Below are 20,753 nucleotides of genomic sequence, written 5' to 3'. Positions count from 1 at the left end.
GTCAGGCGTTCTCCTCGCGGACGTCTGCGATCCAGGCCTCGACGTCGGCGCTCGAGCGCGGCATGGCTGCGGAGAGGTTCTCGTTGCCGTCCTGCGTGATGACGATGTCGTCCTCGATGCGCACGCCGATGCCACGGAACCTCTCGGGCACCTTGAGGTCGTCGGCCTTGAAGTAGAGGCCGGGCTCGACGGTGAGCACCATGCCGGGCGTGAGCTCGGCGTCCATGTACTCGGCGCGCGTGGCGAGGGCACAGTCGTGGACGTCGAGGCCGAGGTGGTGTGACGTGCCGTGCACCATCCAGCGTCGGTGGTACTGGCCGTGCTCGGTGTCCAGGGTGTCGTCGACCGACACGCCTTCGGGCAGCAGTCCCCACGCATGCAGGTGCTCGGCGATGACGCGGATGGCCGCGGCGTGGATGTCGGAGAACTTGGCTCCCGGCCGGGCCGCAGCGATCCCGGCCTCCTGCGCGGCATACACGGCGTCGTAGATCTCGCGCTGCGTGTCGGTGAAGGTGCCGCTCACGGGAAGGGTGCGGGTGATGTCCGCGGTGTAGAGGGAGTCGACCTCGACTCCGGCGTCGAGCAGGACCAGGTCGCCGTCGGCGACGTCACCGGTGTTCCTGATCCAGTGCAGCGTGTTGGCGTGGTCGCCCGCCGCGGCGATCGAGTCGTAGCCGACTCCGTTGCCCTGGTGTCGTGCGTGGAGCCCGAAGATCCCCTCGATCCATCGCTCCCCGCGGCCGAGCTCGACCGCCGTGGTGAGCTCGGCGATGACGGCCTCGAACCCGACGTGGGTGCCGGCGACGGCCTCGCGCATCTGCTCGATCTCGAACTCGTCCTTGGTCAGGCGGAGCACCGACAGCGCATGTGCCAGCGCGTCGTCGCTCTCGACGAGAGACTCCTCGGCAGCGCCGTTCTCGACGCGCGCGGAGTCGAGGGTCCGGGTGAGGTCGCGGTCGGCGTCACGAACCAGGCGGACGGTGACCTCACCGGCGTCCTTCGCCGCGGCAGCCTCGAACTCGTCGACGTGCCGGGCCGTCAGTCCGAGCTCGAGCTCGAGGTCGGCCAGGCTGGGGCGCGCACCGACCCAGAACTCGCCGTAGCGGGCGTCCGCGAAGAAGTCGTCGCTGTCACGCTCGCCGAGGGGCCGGAAGTAGAGGATCGCCTCGTGACCGTCACCGGTCGGCTCGAGCACGAGCACGGCGTCGGGCTCACGGTCGGCACCGAGTCCGGTGAGGTGGGCGAAGGCGCTGTGGGGGCGGAAGACGTAGTCGGTGTCGTTGCTGCGCACCTTGAGGCCACCGGCGGGCACGATGAGCCGCTGCTTCGGGAAGGCGGCACTGACCAGCGCACGGCGAGCCGCGGCATACTCCGCCGCCGGTGCCCGGCCGTCAGCCTGCGGTCGACGCTCGGCCCAGTCCTCGCGGACGAAGCCGCGGAACTCCTCGGTCGTCGGGCGGGCGCGGTTCTCGGCTTGCTTCTGCTCTTCGCTCACACCCCTATCGTGGCACGGGTGAGTGCGTACGACGGAGCCACGTTGGGTGAGCGGATGGGGAGCCACTTCGGAGGGAGCACGGACCACCTCTACGGGGTGCTTGTCCGGGACCTCGCCGCCGACTGGGAGCGCGGGGGCGTGGTGCGACAGATCCTCGAGGGGCATGAGGACGCGCCACCCGGTGACATGGTGCAGCTCCGGCTCCTCGCCGGCATCCACCGGGTCGTCCTGCGTGGGGACGCGCCTGAGCTCGCTCGGTTCTATCCCTCGGTGGGTGGCACGGCGGACCGGTATGCCGTGTGGCCGGCACTCGAGCCGGTGTTGCGTGCCCACGTGGCCGAGCTGAGGTCGGCACTGGCCGTCGCGCCCCAGACCAACGAGGTGGGACGCTCGCTCGCACTGCTCGCCGGTCTGTCAGAAGCCGTGCGGCGCACCGGGATCCGGCGGGTGAGGCTGCTCGAGCCCGGTGCGTCCGCAGGTCTGAACCTGCTCGTCGACCGGTTCCGGTTCGAGGGTGCGGGCTGGGCAGCTGGGCCGGACGATGCCCAGCTCGTGCTCGAGGGATGTGGTGCGCCCGGCTTCGCGCCGGCCCACGTCGAGGTCGTCGAGCGACGCGGTTGTGACCTCGAGCCGTTCGACGCCACGACCCCCGAGGGAGAGGCGTACCTGCGTTCGTTCATCTGGCCGCACATGCCCGAGCGCGACGGCCGCCTCGTGGCGGCCCTCGCGACGTTGCGTGAGCACCCGGTGGTCATCGACCGTGCCCCTGCGGCCGAGTGGGTGCGACAAGAGCTGGCCGAGCCGGGTCGTGACGATGTCCTCACCGTGGTCTGGCACTCGATCACCCGTCAGTACTGGCCGGCCGCCGAGTATGCCGCGATGCTCGCCGCCATCGACGAGGCCAGGTCACGGATGCCGCTGGTCCGAGTTGCCCTCGAGGATCCGCATCCGCTGCCTGCCACGGGTTCGTGGCAGCCCCAGATCGAGGTCGACGACGACGTCATCGGCCACTGCACCCACCACGGTCCGCCCCTGGCGCTCCACTCCTGACCGACGCGACGGTCAGAGGGCGGCGTCGGGGGCGAGTCGGCGCGCCTGGTCGGCGCTCTCGTCGTCGGGCATCGTCTGGCTCGACATCTCGGCCTCGACCCGGCGGTGGTAGATGTCGATCTCCTGGGACACCCGCGCGTCGTCCCACCCGAGGATCGGCGCTGCGAGGGCCGCCGCGTGCGGTGCAGCACTGAGGCCACGGTCGCGGGCCTCGATGGAGATGCGCGTGCGGCGCGTGAGGATGTCGGTGAGATGCACCGCACCCTCGGTGGCGGCGGCATACACGATCTCGGCCTTGAGGTGCGTCTCACCGCCGGGGAGCAGCTCGCCCAGCACGGGCTGGGCGTTGATGAGCGCGAGCAGCTCCTTGGTGAGCGTGCCGTAGCGCTCGAGGAGGGTCTCGACGTGCTCCTGGTCGATGCCCGCCGAGCGAGCGAGGATCTGGGGCCGTTCGCTGAGCCATTCCCAGCCCACTGCTCCGGCCAGGGGCACCTTGTCGGTGGAGGACTCGGCAACCTCGTTCTCGAAGTCCTTGACGGCCTCGTCGACGGCGTCCTTGGCCATGATCCGATAGGTCGTGTACTTGCCACCAGCCACGAGGGTGATTCCGGGAACCGGTGTGGCGACGACGTGCTCACGCGAGAGCTTGGTCGTCTCGTCCTCCTCGTCACCGGAGATGAGTGGACGCAGGCCGGCATAGACACCGTCGATGTCGTCACGGGTCAGGGGGGTCACGAGGACGGAGTTGACGGTCTCGAGGAGGTAGTCGATGTCCGCCGAGGTCGCTGCCGGGTGGGCCTTGTCGAGGCTCCAGTCGGTGTCGGTCGTCCCGATGATCCAGTGCTCGTCCCACGGGATGATGAAGAGCACGGACTTGTCGGTGCGCAGGATGATGCCGGTCTCGGACGTGATCCGGTCGCGGGGGACGACGAGGTGGATGCCCTTGCTCGACCGCACCTTGAGGGGGCCGTCGTCGCCGACCATCGACTGGATCTCGTCGGTCCAGACACCGGCCGCTGCGATGACGCGGCGTGCGTGGATGTCGAACTCCTCCCCGCTCTGGTGGTCCCGGGCACGCACTCCGATGACGCGCTCACCGTCATCGGACCGCAGGAGGCCCACAGCGGCGACCCGGTTGACGACGTGCGCCCCGTGCATGGCGGCGGTGCGGGCGAGCTCCAGCACGAAGCGGGCATCGTCGACCTGGGCGTCGTGGTACTGGATGGCACCGGTCAGCGCGTCGGGACGCAGGCTCGGCATGAGCCGCAGCGCGGCCTTCTTGCCGAGGTGGCGGTGGCGGGGGAGGCCGGCCGTCTGCCGCACGCCGAACGCCAGGCCGTCATAGAGCGCGATGCCGGAGCCGACGTAGAAGCGCTCCCACGCCGGCTTGCTCAGCGGGTACATGAACGGCACGGGACGCACGAGGTGGGGGGCGATGACCGTCAGGAGGAGGCGTCGCTCCTGGAGGGCCTCGTGGACGAGCCCGAAGTCGAGCATCTCGAGATAGCGCAGCCCTCCGTGGATGAGCTTGCTCGAGCGGGAGCTCGTGCCGCTGGCGTAGTCCCGGGCCTCGATGAGGCCGGTGGACAGGCCCCGGGTCACCGCGTCGAGGGCTGCACCACAACCGACCACTCCGCCGCCGACGACGAGGACGTCCAGTTCCTCACCGGACCGGAGTCGTTCGAGGGTGGACGCGCGTGCCGCGGGCGAAAGGGTCACGGGAATGAGCATAGATCGCTCGCGCGGCCTACCCTCGGTGCATGTCCAGTCCTCGTCCGGTGACCCGCAGGGTCGTTGTCGACTCGACGCTCGCGCTCGTCGGCGTGGTTGTCCCGATGTGGGTTGCCACGAGAGCGACCTCGCCGGGTTCCACGACGCACACCGCGCTCAGCACCTCGTCCGCGCAGGCGCTCCCGAGAGCGACCGTCGACCGCGCGGCCCTCGCCGCCCGCCTCGACGCCCATCGGGATGCCCGCGGCGGCACCATGGGCCTCGTCGTGCACGACCTGCGAAGCGGGCAACGGTTCGCCTGGCGTTCCTTCACCAACGAGTCGCTCAGCACCATCAAGGTGCTCATCCTCGTCGCCTGCCTGCGCAAGTGTCAGGAGGACGCCAAGGACCTCACCGACGAGCAGCACAAGCGGGCCCGCCGGATGATCCAGTCCAGCGACAACGTCGCGACCGACTCGCTCTTGGCCTGGGTGGACACCGCCAACGTCCAGCGCGCGGCGGTCGACCTCGGTCTCAAGGGCACGGAGGTCAAGGGCGGGTCGGCGGGTGGCTGGTGGGGCTACAGCACCACCACCCCGGATGACCTCGTGACGCTCCTCGACGCGATCGCCTTGGGGACGGCGGTCATCCACGCGGGTCATCGTGCCTACATCCGCCACCTCATGGCGGGCGTGGTGCCGGCGCAGCGGTGGGGCGTGGCCGATCCGCCGCTCCCGAACGGCGTCTACACGGAGACCAAGAACGGCTGGGGTCCGTTGCCGGACGGCTACCGGCTCAACTCGATCGGTCGCGTCGTCGGGGACGGGCGCAGCCACACGATGGCGATCCTCACGCGCAGCCCGCAGGGCTTCCGCTATGGCAAGGAGACCATCAGTGGTCTCTCCAAGATCGTCCACGAGGCGCTCGCCCTGCCCCTCTGACTCCGGCCTCCCAGGGCTGGGCAGCGACTCAGTCGACCTCGACCCAGTCCAAGGTGCGGCCCACAGCCTTGCGCCACCCGGCATACCCGTCCCGCCGTTGTTCGTCGGACCACTGCGGCTCCCAGCGCTGGTCCTCCGCCCACTTGGCCCGCAGCTCGTCCGTGCCGGCCCAGAAGCCGGTGGCCAGCCCCGCGGCATACGCAGCTCCGAGGGCGGTCGTCTCGGCAACGACCGGCTTGCTCACCGGGACGCCGAGGATGTCGGCCTGCAGCTGCATGCAGAGGCGGTTGGCCGTCACCCCACCGTCGACGCGCAGCGTCTCGATCTTGACCCCCGAGTCCGCGGTCATCGCGTCGGCGACGTCGCGGCTCTGGTAGCAGATCGCCTCCAGGGTGGCGCGCGCCAGGTGGGCGTTGGTGTTGAACCGGGACAGGCCGACGATGGCCCCGCGTGCGTCGCTGCGCCAGTAGGGCGCGAAGAGCCCGCTGAAGGCCGGCACGAAGTAGACGCCACCGCTGTCGTCCACCTGGGCGGCGAGCGTCTCGACCTCGGAGGCGCCCGAGATGATGCCGAGCTGGTCGCGCAACCACTGGACGGCGCTGCCGGTGACCGCGATCGACCCCTCGAGCGCATAGACCGGGTCGGCCCCGGCGAACTGGTAGGCGACCGTCGTGAGCAGCCCGTTGGAGCTGCGGACCAGCTCGGTGCCGGTGTTGAGGAGGAGGAAGTTGCCGGTGCCGTAGGTGTTCTTGGCCTCGCCGGGCTCGAAGCAGACCTGGCCGACGGTCGCCGCCTGCTGGTCACCGAGGACGCCGGTGATCGGCACGTTGGCCGTGCCCCGCTCCCCGGACGTCTTCCCGTATGCCGTGTCGTCACTGCTCGCGTGGATCTCCGGGAGCATCTGGCGCGGGATGTCGAAGAAGCCGAGCAGCTCGTCGTCCCAGTCGAGCGTCGTGAGGTCCATGAGCATCGTGCGACTGGCGTTGGTGACGTCCGTGGCATGAACTCCGCCCCGGGGACCGCCGGTGAGGTTCCAGACCAACCAGGTGTCGAGCGTCCCGAAGATCGCGTCACCGCGCTCGGCCGCCTCACGCACGCCGTCGACGTTCTCGAGGATCCACTGGATCTTGCCGGCGGAGAAGTAGGTCGCGGGAGGGAGCCCGGCCTTGTGCCGGATCGTCTGGCCGCGCTCGTCGGCGTCGAGGGCCTTGGCGATCGAGTCGGTGCGGGTGTCCTGCCACACGATGGCGTTGTAGTGGGGGCGGCCGGTGCGGCGGTCCCACACGATCGCGGTCTCACGCTGGTTGGTGATGCCGATGGCGGCAAGGTCTGTGGTGGCCAGGCCGGCGGTCGCCAGGGCGCTGCCGATGACCGTCTGGGTCCGGTCCCAGATCTCGAGCGGGTTGTGCTCGACCCAGCCCGGCCTGGGGAGAACCTGCTGGTGCTCGAGCTGGTGCCGCGCGACCTCGCGCCCGTCGTGGTCGAAGACCATGAAGCGCGTGCTCGTCGTGCCCTGGTCGACTGCTCCGATGAAGTCCGCCATGGCGTGAAGCCTAGAAGGCACCGACCGTCTGTGACGCACATCCGGCGCCAGGGCGCGGAACGTTCCGGGTCTGCGGGCCGGATCCGCGTCAAGGGAGCGGCTGTGGATGACGCCGCGGCCGACATCCGACTTTGCGCCACGCTGGTCGTATGGATCTGGGACTGCTCGACCAGGCTCGCGCGCAGGGCGGTGTCCTCACGACGGGCCAGGCAGGGTGGCACGGGGTCACGCCGCGCGGCCTCACCAGGCTCGTGAACGCTGGTGAGTTGGTGCGCGTGCGCAAGGGCGCGTTCGTTCTCGCCGGAGCGTGGACGGCCGCCAAGCCCGTCGAGCGGCTGGCCCTGCGCACCCGAGCCGTGATGGCCGGTCGTGCTGGTGCCGTCGCAGCAGGAGAGTGTGCCGTTGCCCTGCACGGACTGCCGCTCTGGGGCGTCCCCCTCGAGCGCGTCCTCCTGCATGGTGACGTCACCCGGACGCGCAGCCGGTCGGGGTTGACGGTGATCCCACAGCTCAGCACGGTTGGCGCAGTGTCCTCGGAGACCGGCGTTCTCGCGGTGACATCGGCGTATGCCGTGGTGCAGCTGTGCACCGCTCACGGCCATCGCGCGGCTCTCATCGCCCTGGACGCCGCCCTGCACTCGCGACGTGTCGTGCTGTCCGAGGTCGTCCGGGCCGCAGCATGCCTGAGCCTGTCCGGGAGTGACCTTTGGGAGGTCGAGCAGATGGTCCGGCTGGCTGATCCATCCTGCGAGTCGGTGGGGGAGTCGCGCACCCGGCTGCTCCTGCACGATCTTGGCTACGCCGCGCGCAGTCAGGTCGCATTGAGCGACGCCCACGGCTTCGTGGCCCGGGTGGACTTCCTCGTGGAGGATCGTGTGGTCGTGGAGTTCGACGGGCTGATGAAGTACGACGGGTTCGAGGGCCGTGCTGCCCTGGCTGCCGAGAAGCGCCGGGAGGATCGGCTCCGCTCGATGGGCTTCGTCGTCGTGCGGCTCGTGTGGTCCGATCTGGAGCATCCGGAGCGCGTCGCAGCGCTCATGAACCGGGCGGTGGCGCAGATCCGGCGCACGGGCGCGGAACGATCCGCGTCCTGACGCCGGATCCGCGTCACCTGCGGGGCAAGGCATAGGGGCTGTGAGGGAACCCACGCGGCATACGTGCTGTCTCCAGGCGAGCGGCACGCAAGGATGGGCGTCATGCAGTTCGGACGCAGCTATGAGGAGTTCGAGGTCGGAGCGACCTACAAGCACTGGCCCGGGAAGACGGTCACCGAGTACGACGACCATCTGTTCAGCCTGCTCACGATGAACCACCACCCGCTCCACCTCGACGCGCACTACGCGAAGGAGACGACGCAGTTCGGCAAGAACGTCGTCGTGGGCAACTACGTGTACTCGATCCTGCTCGGCATGAGCGTGCCCGACATCAGTGGCAAGGCGATCGCCAACCTCGAGGTCGAGTCCCTGCGTCACGTCGCGCCGACCTTCCACGGCGACACGCTCTATGGCGAGACTCGCGTCCTCGACAAGCGGGAGTCCTCCTCGAAGGACGACCGCGGCGTCGTGCACGTCGAGACGATCGGCTACAACCAGGACGGCAAGGTCGTCTGCATCTTCCGCCGCAAGGTCATGGTGCCCAAGGACAGCTACCTCGAGGCCCGGGGTGGCGAGCAGCCCGGGCGCCCCGTGCCGCAGCCGGACAAGAACTGGAGCGGCCCGGAATCCGCTGGCCCGGACTGAGGTCTTCCTGCCACTCTGGCGGGCATGACCTCACGGATCTCACACACGACCTTCGACTCCCGCGACGCGCACGCCCAGTCCCACTGGTGGAGCGAGGTCCTCGGCTGGTCGGAGGATCCGCAGGACCCGAACCTCCCGGGTCACGAGGAGTGCATGATCTTCAGCCCCGACGGGCGGCAGCGGGTGCTCTTCATCGAGGTGCCCGAGGGCAAGACGACCAAGAACCGGCTCCACCTCGACCTCACTCCCACCGACCGCACCCGGGACGAGGAGGTCGAGCGCGTGCTCGCCCACGGAGCGACGATGCACCAGGACCTGCGCAAGCCCGATGGTGGCTGGGCCACGCTCCTCGACCCCGAGGGCAACGAGTTCTGCATCCTGCGCAGCGAGTCCGAACGACCGGACAACTACGCCCACCTCGTCGTCTGACTCACGCCACGTCTTCGGTATGCCGTTCGCCCGACTCGTCCGTCCACGTCACCGACAGAACGACCGGTGCGGAGGACCCCGACCGGTCACTGCTCGCCACCTCAGACAGGGCCAGAGTCCCATCACCACCCGGGAGGGCGTGGAGAGTCACTGGCGCAATCCAGTCCTTGAAGGACCAGTTCACCCGGACGTCGCGGGCACCACCGGGCAGCAGAGTGATCGAACGGTAGTTCCATGAACCGTTCTCCGACTGCTCACCCGAGCTGAGCTCGGTGACTCCGGACGGCTTCACGAAGGTGTGGGTTCCGCCCGTCTTGCCGATGACGCCGAGAACGCGGGCATCGGAGCGAGCGACGAAGACGCGCTCGTCGGTGCCGGGCACAGGAACGCTGGGGACGACCTCTCCGGTGGCGTGGTGCACGACTCCGTCGCGATCGAGCCAGATGGTGTCGAGGTAGCCCGCGGTGTGCGTCGGGTCCTCGAAGTCCAGTGCCACCGCCTGGAAGCCGGTGCCGGGCAGCGGTTGCTGGTCGCCCTCCACACCACCACTGCCACTGCCGTCGCGGGTCACCGTGAGAAAGCCCCTCGCATCGGCGGGCGCGGTGCCGAGCATGACGCCCTCGGCACCGCTGCCGGTGCCCATGGAGACGACGTCCGGGCTGGCGTCGGAGCCGGCCAGCTGCTGGCGCTCACCGTTCTTCACGGCGTGGAAGAGGACGTTCGGCTGCCCGGCCGGCGCGCCGGGGACGACCTCGACGGCATACCGGCCGTCGAGGAGCTCTGCCGACACGCGGCCAGGTTCTGGCGCCGACGGTGAGGGACCGGCGGGGAGGGAGGCATCGTCGACGCCGGAGCCCAGCGTGCCGAACGCGATGGCCGCGGCACCGACGATGCCGACGACACCGATTCCGGTGCGGCGCAAGGCCCGTCGACGCAGGCGACGGCGCCCACCGGCATACACGGCCGTCTCGTCGACGGACATCGACGGGTTCGGCGGAGCCGCGAGGAGCTCGAGGATCGGGTCAGACATGACGTCCTCCTTCGGTGACGAGCAAGGAACGCAGACGGGCGAGACCGCGCGAGGTCGAGGACTTGACCGTCCCGGTGCTGATGCCCAGGGTGTCGGCGACCTCGCGCTCGGAGAGGTCGACGTGGTGCCGCAGCACGACGCACTGACGTTCGCGCACCGGGAGCTGCGCGAGGGCCGTGGTGAGCTGGTCGGCGAGAGCGACCGAGTCCGACCGGTCCGGCTGCCCGGTCTCGGGCACCTCGGAGGTGAGGTCCTCGCGCCAGCGACGCCGGTGGGAGTCGGTGTGGAGGTTGACGAGGACGCGGCGGGCGTAGTTGTGGGTGCCGCCCGCCTCGATCCGGGGCCACGCCACGTAGACCCGTTCGAGGGTCTCCTGGACGAGGTCCTCGGCGCTCGACGCGCCACCAGTCAGCAGCCACGCCAGGCGCAGCAGCCGTGGAGAGCTCGAGTGCATGAACTCGTCGAACGACCCGTCGTTACGCCTGGTCACGACACCACCCCCTTCTCGACTCATCGAACCGGACACCCCTGATACGGGCGTCCGGTCCGAAAGGTTGTCACGAGATCCTCTCCGTGTCGGGCTCCGCAGGGGTATGCCGCAGAAGGTGCCTGCGCCCGCCCCTCACCTTCGCGCCATGGGGCGGCAACGCCCTGGAACGCGCGCGCATAGGGTACGGAGCGTGACGATCGACCTGCACGCCCACTCGACCGCGAGCGACGGGACCGAGAGCCCCGCGGAGCTCATGGCCGCGGCCGGGGCAGCAGGCCTGACGATGATCGCGCTCACCGACCACGACACGACGACCGGGTGGGAGGAGGCGGCCGAGGCGGCCGTCCACGAGGGCGTCGGGCTGGTGCGAGGCATCGAGATCTCGTGCAGTCGCGCCTATCGCAGCATCCATCTGCTCGGCTACCTGCCCGACCCGGACGACCCGCACCTCGCCGTCGAGCTGGCCCGCGCCCGCGACAGCCGGGTCACCCGGATGGACCGGATGATCGAGCGGATGGCCCGGGACGGCATACCGATCACGGTCGCGCAGGTGCGTGCGCAGCTGGCTCCGGGGGCGACGCTCGGTCGACCCCACCTTGCCGACGCGCTGGTCGCGGCCGGAGTCGTGCAGAGCCGTGACGACGCCTTTCGTGACCTGCTGCACGACGGCAGCCGCTACTACGTCGGGCACTATGCCCCGGACCCGGTCGCGGCGATCGAGCTCGTGCGGGGCGCCGGGGGAGTGCCGGTGCTCGCGCACCCCTTCGCGATGCGCACCGCCACGATCACCGACGAGATGGTCGAGGAGCTGACCGCCGCGGGGCTCGCCGGGCTGGAGGCGCACCACCGGGACCACGAGCCGGCCGACGTCGAGCGCGCCCTCGAGCTCGCCCGACGCCACGACCTCGTCGTCACCGGCAGCAGCGACTACCACGGCACCGGCAAGCTCAACCGTCTCGGCGAACACACGACGGAGCCCCACGAGTGGTTGCGGCTCGTCGAGCAGTCGCACGGTGTCGAGGTGATCGAGGCATGAACAACGACCCCGTGCCGACGCACACCCGTCGACAGGCGGCACTGCAGGACGAGGTGGGTGACCTCGTCCTCACCCTGTCGTGCCCGGACCGGCCCGGCATCGTCGCCGCCGTGGCCCAGCGGCTCTTCGAGCACCGGGGCAACATCGAGGAGAGCCAGCAGTTCTCCGACCACCGGACCGGTCGCTACTTCATGCGCGTGCGCTTCGCGACGCCTGCGGACGGGCTTGACCTCGACCAGTGGCGAGCCCAGATCGGTTCTGTCGCAGCCGAGTTCGACATGACCTGGGAGCTGAGACCGGCACTCACGGCATACCGGACGCTGGTCATGGTGAGCCGGTTCGGACACGTCCTCAACGACCTCCTCTTCCGGTGGAAGTCAGGGCAGGTCAACGCTGACATCGTCGCCATCGTCAGCAACCACACCGACCTGCAGCCGATGGCGCGCTCCTACGGCATCCCGTTCCACCACATCCCGGTGACCCGTGAGACCAAGGCCGAGGCGGAGCATCAGCTACGTGCGCTCGTCGCCGAGCACGACGTCGAGCTCATCGCACTCGCTCGCTACATGCAGGTGCTGAGCGACGACCTGTGCCGCGACCTCGGCGGGCGGGTCATCAACATCCACCACTCGTTCCTGCCGAGCTTCAAGGGCGCCAAGCCCTATCACCAGGCCTATGCCCGCGGCGTCAAGGTCATCGGTGCGACCGCGCACTACGTCACGGCCGACCTCGACGAAGGGCCCATCATCGAGCAGGACATCCATCGCGTGGACCACCGCATGGACGCCGACGACCTCGTCTCCGCCGGCGAGGAGGTCGAGTCCCGGGTCTTCGCCCGCGCAGTGAAGTGGCACTGCGAGAGCCGCGTCATCCTCAACGAGGACCGCACTGTCGTCTTCAGCTGAGGGCGCCACCGTCGCGCCTGTGGATGGCGTCCGCGCGCTGTCGGCCCGGCTGGCTAGGTTGGTCCGGTGACCGAGGTGAGTGCCGGGCGACCGGTCCAGGCTGAGTTCGCAGGCATGCCACCGAAGCTGTATGCCGCGAGCCCTTCACGCCTGCTCGCGCACGTCGACTGTCCCCGCCGCTACCGGATGCAGTACCTCGACAAGCCGCGCCCCGAGCAGCGGCCGCAACGCGCGCACACCTCCTTCGGCCTGGCCGTCCACAACGCGTTGCGTGACTGGTGGGACCTGCCGCGCGACCGGCGCACGGCGTCCGCCGGGCGTGAGCTGGTGCGCACCTCGTGGATCGACGTGGGCTTCCGCGACCCGGAGCAGTCGGGCCTGTGGCGCAGACGGGCGCAGGAGCACGTCGTCTCCTACCTCGGCGGAGTCGATCCCGACGACCCGCCACGAGGCATCGAGCGCACGGTGTCCTTCGTCAGCGGAGCGCTGCGGGTCACCGGGCGCATCGACCGGCTCGACGACCGCGACGGAGAGCTCGTCGTCGTCGACTACAAGACCAGCCAGAAGCCTCTCGGGACCGATGACGCGCGCACGTCCCTCCCGATGGCCCTGTATGCCGCTGCCGTCTGGAAGATGTTCCGTCGCCCGTGCCTGCGGGTCGAGCTCCACCACGTCACGTCGGGGGAGGTCGTGGCGCACACCCACACGCCGGAGTCGCTGACCCGCAAGGTCGACGAGGCCAAGTCGATCGCTCGAGACGCCCAGCGCGCCGACGCCGACTTCGCCGAGCGTGGCGTCGAGTCGCAGCTCTTCCCGCCGGTCGTGGGTCCCATCTGCACGTGGTGCGACTTCCGCGCGCACTGTCCGGAGGGGCAGGCCGCCGGTCCGGAGAAGTCGGGATGGGCTGCGCTCGAGGCCGCCGCTGCGTCCGCGCTGCAGAAGCCATGAAAAGCTCGCCGCTGCCTTCTCCCGTGAGGGCGCCCGAGACGCTACGGTGGGCCTGACCAGCGCAAACGTCCGCGTCGAAAGGGCTTGGTCATGGCTCGTAAGGACACCACCTTCCTCGGTTGGCCCGTGCTCCGGCAGCTGGCCAGCGGTGACTTCATGGGACGGGGCACGTCGGTCACCTCGCGCCGCACGCGGGAGATCGAGCCGCGCACGTCCACTGCGGACCGTGTCGTGCAGAGCGTGTGCCCGTACTGCGCCGTGGGATGCGGTCAGCGCGTCTTCGTCAAGGACGAGAAGGTCGTGCAGATCGAGGGCGACCCGGACTCGCCCATCAGCCGTGGCCGGCTCTGCCCCAAGGGGGCGGCGAGCGAGCAGCTCGTGAACTCACCCTCGCGCCAGACGCACGTGCTGTACCGCGCCCCGCGCGCGAGGGACTTCCAGCGGATCGAGCTCGACGAGGCCATCGACATGGTCGCCGACCGGTTCCTCGAGGCACGTCGCAACGGCTGGCAGGAGCTGGACGACAAGGGCCGCCGGCTGCGGCGCACGATGGGCATCGCCTCGCTCGGGGGAGCCACCCTCGACAACGAGGAGAACTACCTCATCAAGAAGCTCTTCACGGCCGCCGGCGCGATCCAGATCGAGAACCAGGCGCGTATTTGACACTCCTCCACGGTTCCCAGTCTGGGGGCCTCGTTCGGCCGCGGTGGCGCCACGCAGTCCCTCCAGGACATGGCGAACGCGGACTGCATCATCATCCAGGGCTCCAACATGGCCGAGTGCCACCCCGTGGGGTTCCAGTGGGTCTCCGAGGCCAAGGCTCGCGGTGCGCGCGTCATCCACATCGACCCGCGGTTCACGCGCACCTCGGCGATCGCCGACACCCATGTGTCGATCCGGGCCGGTTCCGACGTCGTGCTCCTCGGCGCGCTCATCAACCACGTGCTGTCCAACGACCTGTACTTCCGCGACTACGTCGTCGCCTACACCAACGCGGCCACCCTGGTCAGTGAGGACTTCGTCGACACCGAGGACCTCGACGGTGTCTTCTCGGGTTTCGACCCCGCGACCGGCAAGTACGACATGACGTCGTGGGGGTACGCCGAGCGGGAGGATGCAGACGGCGGTGGGGAGGACGACGGTGACCAGATCGACGATCCGGCCGGCGACGACGACGGCGCCAAGGACTCCGCCAGGGCGGCCCCACACGCCCTGGGTGCCGCCGGCGCGGCCATGGAGCACGCCAAGGTGGTGCGGGACGAGACCCTGGAGCACCCCCGTAGCGTGTTCCAGGTCCTCAAGCGGCACTACGCCCGCTACACACCGGAGATGGTCCGGGACCTGTGCGGCATTCCCGTCGACCAGTTCCACGAGGTCGCCCGCGCCCTGACCGAGAACTCCGGGCGTGAGCGCACCACGTGCTACGCGTATGCCCTCGGCTGGACCCAGCACAGCCTCGGTGCGCAGTTCATCCGCACCGCGGCCATCCTCCAGCTGCTCATGGGCAACATGGGCCGGCCCGGCGGCGGGATCATGGCGCTGCGCGGCCACGCGAGCATCCAGGGGTCGACCGACATCCCGACACTGTTCAACCTGCTGCCGGGCTACCTGCCGATGCCGATGGTGGGGCTGCACGACAGCCTCGAGGAGTACCTCGGGGCGATCTCGTCACCGAAGCAGAAGGGGTTCTGGACCGCGGCGGACGCCTACACGGCCAGCCTGCTCAAGGCCTGGTGGGGCGACGCCGCGACGCCGGAGAACGACTTCTGCTTCGACTACCTGCCGCGCCTCACCGGGGCCCACGGGACCTACCAGACGGCCATGGCGATGATCGACGACGAGGTCGAGGGCTACTTCGTCCTCGGCCAGAACCCGGCGGTCGGGTCGGCCCACGGCAAGATGCAGCGCGAGGCGCTCACGCACCTCAAGTGGATGGTGGTGCGCGACTTCCAGCTCATCGAGACCGCGACGTTCTGGAAGGACGGGGTGGAGGTCGCCTCGGGGGAGACCAGTCCCGAGGAGATCGAGACGGAGGTCTTCTTCTTCCCCGCGGCCACCCACGTCGAGAAGTCGGGAACCTTCACCCAGACCCAGCGGATGCTCCAGTGGCACCACCAGGCGGTCGAGCCGCCGGACGACGCGCAGAGCGAGCTGGAGTTCTTCCACGAGCTCGGGGTCCGCATCCGCGAGCGCCTGGCCGACTCCACGGACGAGCGCGACCGCCCCCTGCTCGACCTCACCTGGGACTACCCGAAGGACGAGCGCGGCGAGACCGACGCCGATGCGGTGCTGCGCGAGATCAACGGCCACCACCTCACCGGCGACCGGGCCGGCGAGCTCCTCGACAAGTTCGCCGACATGAAGGCCGACGGATCCACCGCCGGCGGCTGCTGGATCTACACCGGCGTCTACGCCGGCGGGGTCAACAGGTCGGCCAACCGTGTGCCGGGGCAGGAGCAGGACGAGGTGGCAGCGGAGTGGGGCTGGGCGTGGCCGATGAACCGCCGCATCCTCTACAACCGCGCCTCCGCGGACCCGCAGGGGCGCCCGTGGAGCGAGCGGAAGAAGTACGTCTGGTGGGACGAGACGCAGAAGAAGTGGGTCGGCAAGGACGTCCCCGACTTCCCGGTGGACCGCGACCCGTCGTTCCGCCCGGACCCCGACGTCGGCGGGCCGGGAGCTCTCGCCGGCGACGACCCCTTCATCATGCAGGCCGACGGCAAGGGTTGGCTGTTCGCCCCGAAGGGCATGGTCGACGGCCCTCTGCCCACGCACTACGAGGCGCAGGAGTCCCCGGTCACCAACGCCCTGTACACCCAGCAGAGCAACCCGAGCCGGCTGGTCTTCCCTCGCAAGGACAACCTGTGGAGCCCGTCCGCGGACGACGCCGGCACCGACGTCTACCCCTACGTCTTCACGACGTACCGGCTCACCGAGCACCACACCGCCGGTGGGATGAGCCGCTGGCTGCCGTACCTGTCGGAGCTCCAGCCCGAGATGTTCTGCGAGGTCTCCCCCTCGCTCGCCGAGGAGCGCGGACTGGTCAACGGGGAGTGGGCGACGCTGGTCTCCGCACGCAGTGCCATCGAGGCCCGCGTGCTCGTCACCGATCGCATGAAGCCGTTGACCATCAACGGTTCCACGGTCCACCAGATCGGGCTGCCCTACCACTGGGGTGTCGGCAGGGACGCCGTCGTCGAGGGTGACGGTGCCAACGACCTGCTCGGGGTCGTGCTCGACCCCAACGTGCAGATCCAGGAGTCGAAGGTCGGCTCCTGCGACATCCGTCCCGGACGACGACCACACGGGGAGGAGCTCTTGCGGCTCGTCGCCGAGTACCAGTCGCGGGCAGGGACCACCGTCGAGACGGGCTCGCAGCGGGCCGACCCGGTGTCCGCCGAGATGACGCAACGCCGTGCGGCCACCCGGGACAACGGTGACGAGAGCGGAGGACGGAACTGATGGGCTACTTCGAACGACAGCTCAGTGGGCGCACTGATACCGCGCGCGACGCGGGGTGGGAGGAGCCACCGAGCCGCAAGGGGTTCTTCACCGACACCTCGATCTGCATCGGGTGCAAGGCCTGCGAGGTGGCCTGCAAGGAGTGGAACGCCGTGCCGCTAGACGGTCTCGCGCTCTCCGCGAACTCCTACGACAACACCGGCGACCTCGGAGCCAGCACTTGGCGGCACGTCGCGTTCGTCGAGCAGGACGCGGAACGAATCAGCGCCGCCCGGGAGTCGGGCCGACGCCTCGTCGAGCTCGGCATGCCGGGTGTGGGCGCTCCTGCCGACGCGCCGGCCACTGGCCGGGCTGCTCCCGCCGGATACGGAGTGCTCCCCGCACCCAGCGAGGAGCACGGCCCCAACCTGGGCGACATGCTCAACCAGACGACCTCGATGTCCGGCGGAGTCAGCCCGCACGGCACCACTTTGGAGGGTGTGCCGATGGTCGGGGCCCTGCCGGAGTTCCGCTGGCTCATGGCCTCCGACGTGTGCAAGCACTGCACGCACGCCGGCTGCCTCGACGTCTGCCCCACCGGGGCCTTGTTCCGCACCGAGCACGGCACCGTCGTCGTGCAGCCCGACGTCTGCAACGGGTGCGGCTACTGCGTCGGCGCCTGCCCGTTCGGGGTCATCGAGCGACGCTCCGAGAGCAGCACGACCGTTCGGAGCGACGGACACGTCCCCAACGTGGGAGTCGCCCAGAAGTGCACCCTGTGCTACGACCGCCTGCAGCACGACCAGACGCCCGCCTGCGCCCAGACCTGTCCCACCACCTCCATCAAGTTCGGGGAGCACGACGACATGGTGGCCACCGCCCGGGAGCGGGTGGCCCAGCTGCACGAGCAGGGGTTCACCGAGGCCCGGCTCTACGGCGCCAACAAGGACGACGGCGTGGGCGGCACCGGTTCGGTGTTCCTCCTGCTCGACGAGCCGGAGGTCTACGGACTGCCGCCGGACCCGGTGTGTGCCACCTCCCGCCTGCCCGAGATGTTCCGCACTGCCGGGTATGCCGGCTTGGGCATGCTGGGCGCTGCAGCGGTCGCCTTCCTGGGGAGGCGCGGATGACGACCTCCGCCTTCGACAGCTACCGCCCGCCCGACGAAGGCGGTCGGCGCCGCCGGCGCACCACGGTGCGCGACTCCGTGGCAGGCGCCGCCCGCAGCGTCGCCCGGGGCGGGAGCGGCTGGCTGACCGGGGACGGAGGCGGTCGCCGTGAGGCCCCGGCCGTGCCGGAGGTGGAGTTCTCCAGCTACTACGGCCGCTCCGTCGTCAAGCCGATGCCGTGGAAGCACGAGATTCCGGCCTACCTCTTCCTCGGCGGCGTCGCAGCCGGCTCCGGACTGCTCGGATCCGGGGCGTCGGCCACCGGTCTCGACGTCCTCCGGCGTCGCAGCCGACTGACGGCCATGACCGCCGTGGCGCTCAGCGGGGCCGCCCTCGTCTCCGATCTGGGACGACCGGAGCGCTTCCTCAACATGCTGCGCACCGTGAAGCTCACCTCACCGATGTCCGTCGGCACCTGGATCTTCTCCGCGTATGCCGCGTTCGCCGGCGTGACCACGGCCGCAGAGGTCGGGCGGATGCTTCCAGGGGCCACCAGTGGAGGAATGGGGAGGCTGCTGCGGCTCCTCAGCACCCTGGAGGCGCCGGCGAGCGTGGGGCAGGCCGTGTTCGCACCTCCGCTGGCGGCCTACACGGCGGTACTCCTGTCCGACACGTCCACCCCCGTGTGGTTCGAGAGCCGCGCGCAGCTGCCCTTCGTCTTCGTCGGGTCGGCCGCGATGGCCTCGGCGGGAGTCCAGATGATCCTCTCGCCCGTCGACCAGGCCGCACCGGCCCGACGGCTGGCCGTTCTCGGTGCGGCGACGGACCTCGTCGCGATGCAGCGGCTGGAAGCGCACCTCGAGACACGAGGGATCGATGAGCCCGTCAGCTCGGGCAGAGCCGGATCGATGCTGCGTCTCGCCCGGACGCTGACCGTCGTCGGGGGGGTGGGCACGCTACTCGCAGGCCGTAGCCGGGTTGTTGCCGTGGCAGCGGGGACTGCTCTCGCCGGCGCCTCGGCGCTCACGCGGTTCGGCTTCGTCGAGGCAGGGCTCGAGTCGGCACGCGACCCGAAGTACACCGTCGACCTGCAGAAGGCGCGCCTGGAGGAGCGTCGTTCGCAGGGCACCGTCCACGACAGCATCGTCACGGCGAGATAACCCCTCGTCTTTCCACCAGGAGGACGCATGAGCACGACACGCACGCGCGAGCAGGAGAACCGCGGCCACGAGACCGGTGGCGGCGGCAACCGGTGGCTCGTCCTCGCGGGAGGCGTGCTCGTCCAGCTCTCGATCGGCGCGGTCTACGCCTGGAGCACCTTCAGCAAGGCGATCCAGGCCGATCCGTCGGCCCTCGAGCTGAGCAAGGTCCAGTCCACGATCCCCTTCACGGTCGCCATCGGCATGATCTTCGTCGGGGCCTTCCTGGGTGGACGTATGCAGGACCGGCGTGGTCCACGCGTCGTGGCCCTCGTCGGCGTGACGATCTACTCGATCGGGATCATGCTCGCCAGCCTGGCCCGCGACGCCGGCGACCTGTGGCTGCTCACCCTCGGCTACGGCGTCCTGGGGGGCTTCGGGCTCGGGCTGGCCTACATCGTGCCGATCGCGATGCTGCAGAAGTGGTTCCCCGACAAGCGCGGGCTCATCACCGGCATCGCCGTGGGCGGCTTCGGCTTCGGTGCGGTCATCACCTCACCGGTGGCACAGGGGATGATCGCGGGCAGCGCGGACTACCAGCGCTACCCCACCAAGGTGTTCCTCTGGCTCGGGATGGCCTACCTGGTCGCGGGGCTCCTGGGTGCCTCGGTGTTCCGCAACCCGCCGGAGGGCTACACGGTGGCCAGCAAGGGCGGAGCCAGTACGGCCAAGGCCACGACGGCCAACGCCGCGGGCCGCGACTTCACCTCGCAGGAGGCGTTGCGTACGCCGCAGTGGTACATCCTCATGTTCATCCTCACCATCTCGGTCACCGCGGGGATCTCGCTCATCTCGGTGGCCGCGGGGACGGCGACCGACGTCGCCGGCTTCAGCGCCGCGGGTGCTGCCACGCTCGTGGGGATCATGGGCCTGTTCAACGGCGGCGGCCGCATCCTGTGGGCGGCCGTCTCCGACCGCATCGGGCGGCGACCGGCCTTCATCGGTATCCTCGCGATCCAGGGCCTCGCGCTGATGGCCATCCCGCACGCAGGCAGCGTCGCGGTCTTCTACGTCCTGTGCGCCCTGGTCTACACGTGCTACGGCGGGGGCTTCGGGACCATGCCGTCCACCGCGGGCGACTTCTTCGGCGTCAAGCACGCGGGCGCGATCTACGGCCTCATGCTCGTCGGCTGGTCCATCGGTGGGGTCGTCGGCCCCCTCCTCATCTCGGGCCTCATCGGGGAGGACGAGGCATACACCCGCGGCTTCACGGTCGTTGGCCTCATCGCCCTCGTCGGCGCCGCGCTGCCCCTCATCGCCCGACCGCCCAAGCACGCCTGACCTGGCGAATCACTCGCGCACGTCGGCCGGAATGTCCGCCAGGGGCAGTCCGTCCGACAGCCAGGCCTCGACCCCGCCGACCACGTCGGTGGCATCGACTCCGAGCCGACGCAGCGACTCGGCGGCGAAGGACGAGCTGTAGCCCTGGCGGCACAGGACCACGACCGTGCGCCCGGGACGCGCCTCGGGGATGCGGTGCGGCGACGTCGGATCGAGGCGCCATTCGAGGACGGTGCGATCAATGACCAGGGCGCCGTGCAGCTCGCCCTGACGCTTCCGTTGCACGGGGGTGCGGGTGTCCACGAGGAGCGCTCCGCGGCGCTGCGCGTCGAGGGCCTCGGACGGGCTGAGCCGGGGACGGTCGCCGCGAGCGTCCTCGAGGGCCTGGGACACCCGTGACCGCACCA

At 69.9% G+C, this 20,753-nt stretch carries 18 protein-coding genes; 12 read left to right on the top strand and 6 right to left on the bottom strand.

What is annotated here, in order from left to right; genetic code table 11:
- Window position 1: 1 nt before the first annotated feature.
- Complete coding sequence (locus ACFQW8_RS03120; RefSeq protein ID WP_380085517.1) at window positions 2-1,495, bottom strand: aminopeptidase P family protein; 1,494 nt, start codon at window positions 1,493-1,495, stop codon at window positions 2-4.
- An 18-nt stretch (window positions 1,496-1,513) separates the two neighbouring features.
- Between ACFQW8_RS03120 and ACFQW8_RS03115 the strand changes: the two genes are divergently transcribed.
- Window positions 1,514-2,545, top strand: coding sequence for a DUF2332 domain-containing protein (locus ACFQW8_RS03115; protein WP_380085516.1), 1,032 nt, complete (start codon window positions 1,514-1,516; stop codon window positions 2,543-2,545).
- A gap of 12 nt (window positions 2,546-2,557) precedes the next feature.
- Here the strand turns inward: ACFQW8_RS03115 and ACFQW8_RS03110 are convergent, their stop codons facing one another.
- Window positions 2,558-4,276, bottom strand: coding sequence for a glycerol-3-phosphate dehydrogenase/oxidase (locus ACFQW8_RS03110; protein ID WP_380085515.1), 1,719 nt, complete (start codon window positions 4,274-4,276; stop codon window positions 2,558-2,560).
- Window positions 4,277-4,305: 29 nt separating this feature from the next.
- Between ACFQW8_RS03110 and ACFQW8_RS03105 the strand changes: the two genes are divergently transcribed.
- Complete coding sequence (locus tag ACFQW8_RS03105) at window positions 4,306-5,196, top strand: serine hydrolase (RefSeq protein ID WP_380085514.1); 891 nt, start codon at window positions 4,306-4,308, stop codon at window positions 5,194-5,196.
- Between the two features lie 28 nt (window positions 5,197-5,224).
- On the opposite strand, the gene glpK is transcribed toward ACFQW8_RS03105, so the two are convergent.
- Window positions 5,225-6,739: a glycerol kinase GlpK gene (gene glpK, locus ACFQW8_RS03100; RefSeq protein ID WP_380085513.1), complete on the bottom strand. Its 1,515-nt coding sequence runs from the start codon at window positions 6,737-6,739 to the stop codon at window positions 5,225-5,227.
- Between the two features lie 149 nt (window positions 6,740-6,888).
- On the opposite strand from glpK, the gene ACFQW8_RS03095 reads away from it, so the two are divergent.
- From ACFQW8_RS03095 to ACFQW8_RS03085, 3 genes are all read left to right on the top strand, one after another.
- Window positions 6,889-7,833 (top strand): type IV toxin-antitoxin system AbiEi family antitoxin domain-containing protein, encoded by a 945-nt coding sequence (locus ACFQW8_RS03095; protein ID WP_380085512.1) that lies wholly within the window; start codon window positions 6,889-6,891, stop codon window positions 7,831-7,833.
- A gap of 102 nt (window positions 7,834-7,935) precedes the next feature.
- Window positions 7,936-8,478, top strand: coding sequence for a MaoC family dehydratase (locus tag ACFQW8_RS03090; protein WP_380085511.1), 543 nt, complete (start codon window positions 7,936-7,938; stop codon window positions 8,476-8,478).
- A gap of 24 nt (window positions 8,479-8,502) precedes the next feature.
- On the top strand, window positions 8,503-8,907 hold the full coding sequence (locus tag ACFQW8_RS03085; RefSeq protein ID WP_380085510.1) for a VOC family protein: 405 nt from the start codon (window positions 8,503-8,505) through the stop codon (window positions 8,905-8,907).
- Between the two features lies 1 nt (window position 8,908).
- On the opposite strand, the gene ACFQW8_RS03080 is transcribed toward ACFQW8_RS03085, so the two are convergent.
- Window positions 8,909-9,937, bottom strand: a complete 1,029-nt coding sequence (locus ACFQW8_RS03080; protein WP_380085509.1) for a hypothetical protein — start codon at window positions 9,935-9,937, stop codon at window positions 8,909-8,911.
- The gene (locus tag ACFQW8_RS03075; protein ID WP_380085508.1) at window positions 9,930-10,427 is read right to left on the bottom strand and encodes a SigE family RNA polymerase sigma factor; all 498 of its coding nucleotides are present in this window, start codon (window positions 10,425-10,427) and stop codon (window positions 9,930-9,932) included. The genes ACFQW8_RS03080 and ACFQW8_RS03075 overlap by 8 nt, the downstream gene beginning before the upstream one ends.
- 190 nt (window positions 10,428-10,617) lie before the next feature.
- Between ACFQW8_RS03075 and ACFQW8_RS03070 the strand changes: the two genes are divergently transcribed.
- The 7 genes from ACFQW8_RS03070 to ACFQW8_RS03040 all read left to right on the top strand — a co-directional run bounded on the left by ACFQW8_RS03070 (window position 10,618) and on the right by ACFQW8_RS03040 (window position 20,346).
- The gene (locus ACFQW8_RS03070) at window positions 10,618-11,463 is read left to right on the top strand and encodes a PHP domain-containing protein (RefSeq protein WP_380085507.1); all 846 of its coding nucleotides are present in this window, start codon (window positions 10,618-10,620) and stop codon (window positions 11,461-11,463) included.
- Window positions 11,460-12,368, top strand: a complete 909-nt coding sequence (purU, locus tag ACFQW8_RS03065) for a formyltetrahydrofolate deformylase (RefSeq protein WP_380085506.1) — start codon at window positions 11,460-11,462, stop codon at window positions 12,366-12,368. The genes ACFQW8_RS03070 and purU overlap by 4 nt, the downstream gene beginning before the upstream one ends.
- A 66-nt stretch (window positions 12,369-12,434) precedes the next feature.
- Complete coding sequence (locus tag ACFQW8_RS03060) at window positions 12,435-13,316, top strand: RecB family exonuclease (protein ID WP_380085505.1); 882 nt, start codon at window positions 12,435-12,437, stop codon at window positions 13,314-13,316.
- 90 nt (window positions 13,317-13,406) lie between these two features.
- The gene (fdh, locus tag ACFQW8_RS03055; protein ID WP_380085504.1) at window positions 13,407-16,778 is read left to right on the top strand and encodes a formate dehydrogenase; all 3,372 of its coding nucleotides are present in this window, start codon (window positions 13,407-13,409) and stop codon (window positions 16,776-16,778) included.
- Entirely contained in the window at window positions 16,778-17,887 is a 1,110-nt protein-coding gene (locus ACFQW8_RS03050) for a 4Fe-4S dicluster domain-containing protein (RefSeq protein WP_380085503.1), read from the top strand. Before fdh ends, ACFQW8_RS03050 begins: the two co-directional genes overlap by 1 nt.
- Window positions 17,884-19,026, top strand: a complete 1,143-nt coding sequence (nrfD, locus tag ACFQW8_RS03045; protein ID WP_380085502.1) for an NrfD/PsrC family molybdoenzyme membrane anchor subunit — start codon at window positions 17,884-17,886, stop codon at window positions 19,024-19,026. The genes ACFQW8_RS03050 and nrfD overlap by 4 nt, the downstream gene beginning before the upstream one ends.
- A 27-nt stretch (window positions 19,027-19,053) precedes the next feature.
- Complete coding sequence (locus tag ACFQW8_RS03040; RefSeq protein ID WP_380085501.1) at window positions 19,054-20,346, top strand: L-lactate MFS transporter; 1,293 nt, start codon at window positions 19,054-19,056, stop codon at window positions 20,344-20,346.
- A gap of 9 nt (window positions 20,347-20,355) precedes the next feature.
- On the opposite strand, the gene ACFQW8_RS03035 is transcribed toward ACFQW8_RS03040, so the two are convergent.
- Window positions 20,356-20,751 carry a rhodanese-like domain-containing protein gene (locus tag ACFQW8_RS03035; RefSeq protein ID WP_380085500.1) on the bottom strand — a complete coding sequence of 132 codons (396 nt, stop codon included), beginning with the start codon at window positions 20,749-20,751 and terminating at the stop codon, window positions 20,356-20,358.
- Window positions 20,752-20,753 lie beyond the last annotated feature (2 nt).

It is taken from the genome of Knoellia altitudinis (assembly GCF_042666355.1).
GTDB classification, from domain to species: Bacteria; Actinomycetota; Actinomycetes; order Actinomycetales; family Dermatophilaceae; genus Knoellia; species Knoellia altitudinis.
This window is presented reverse-complemented; position numbering and strand designations above follow the sequence as displayed.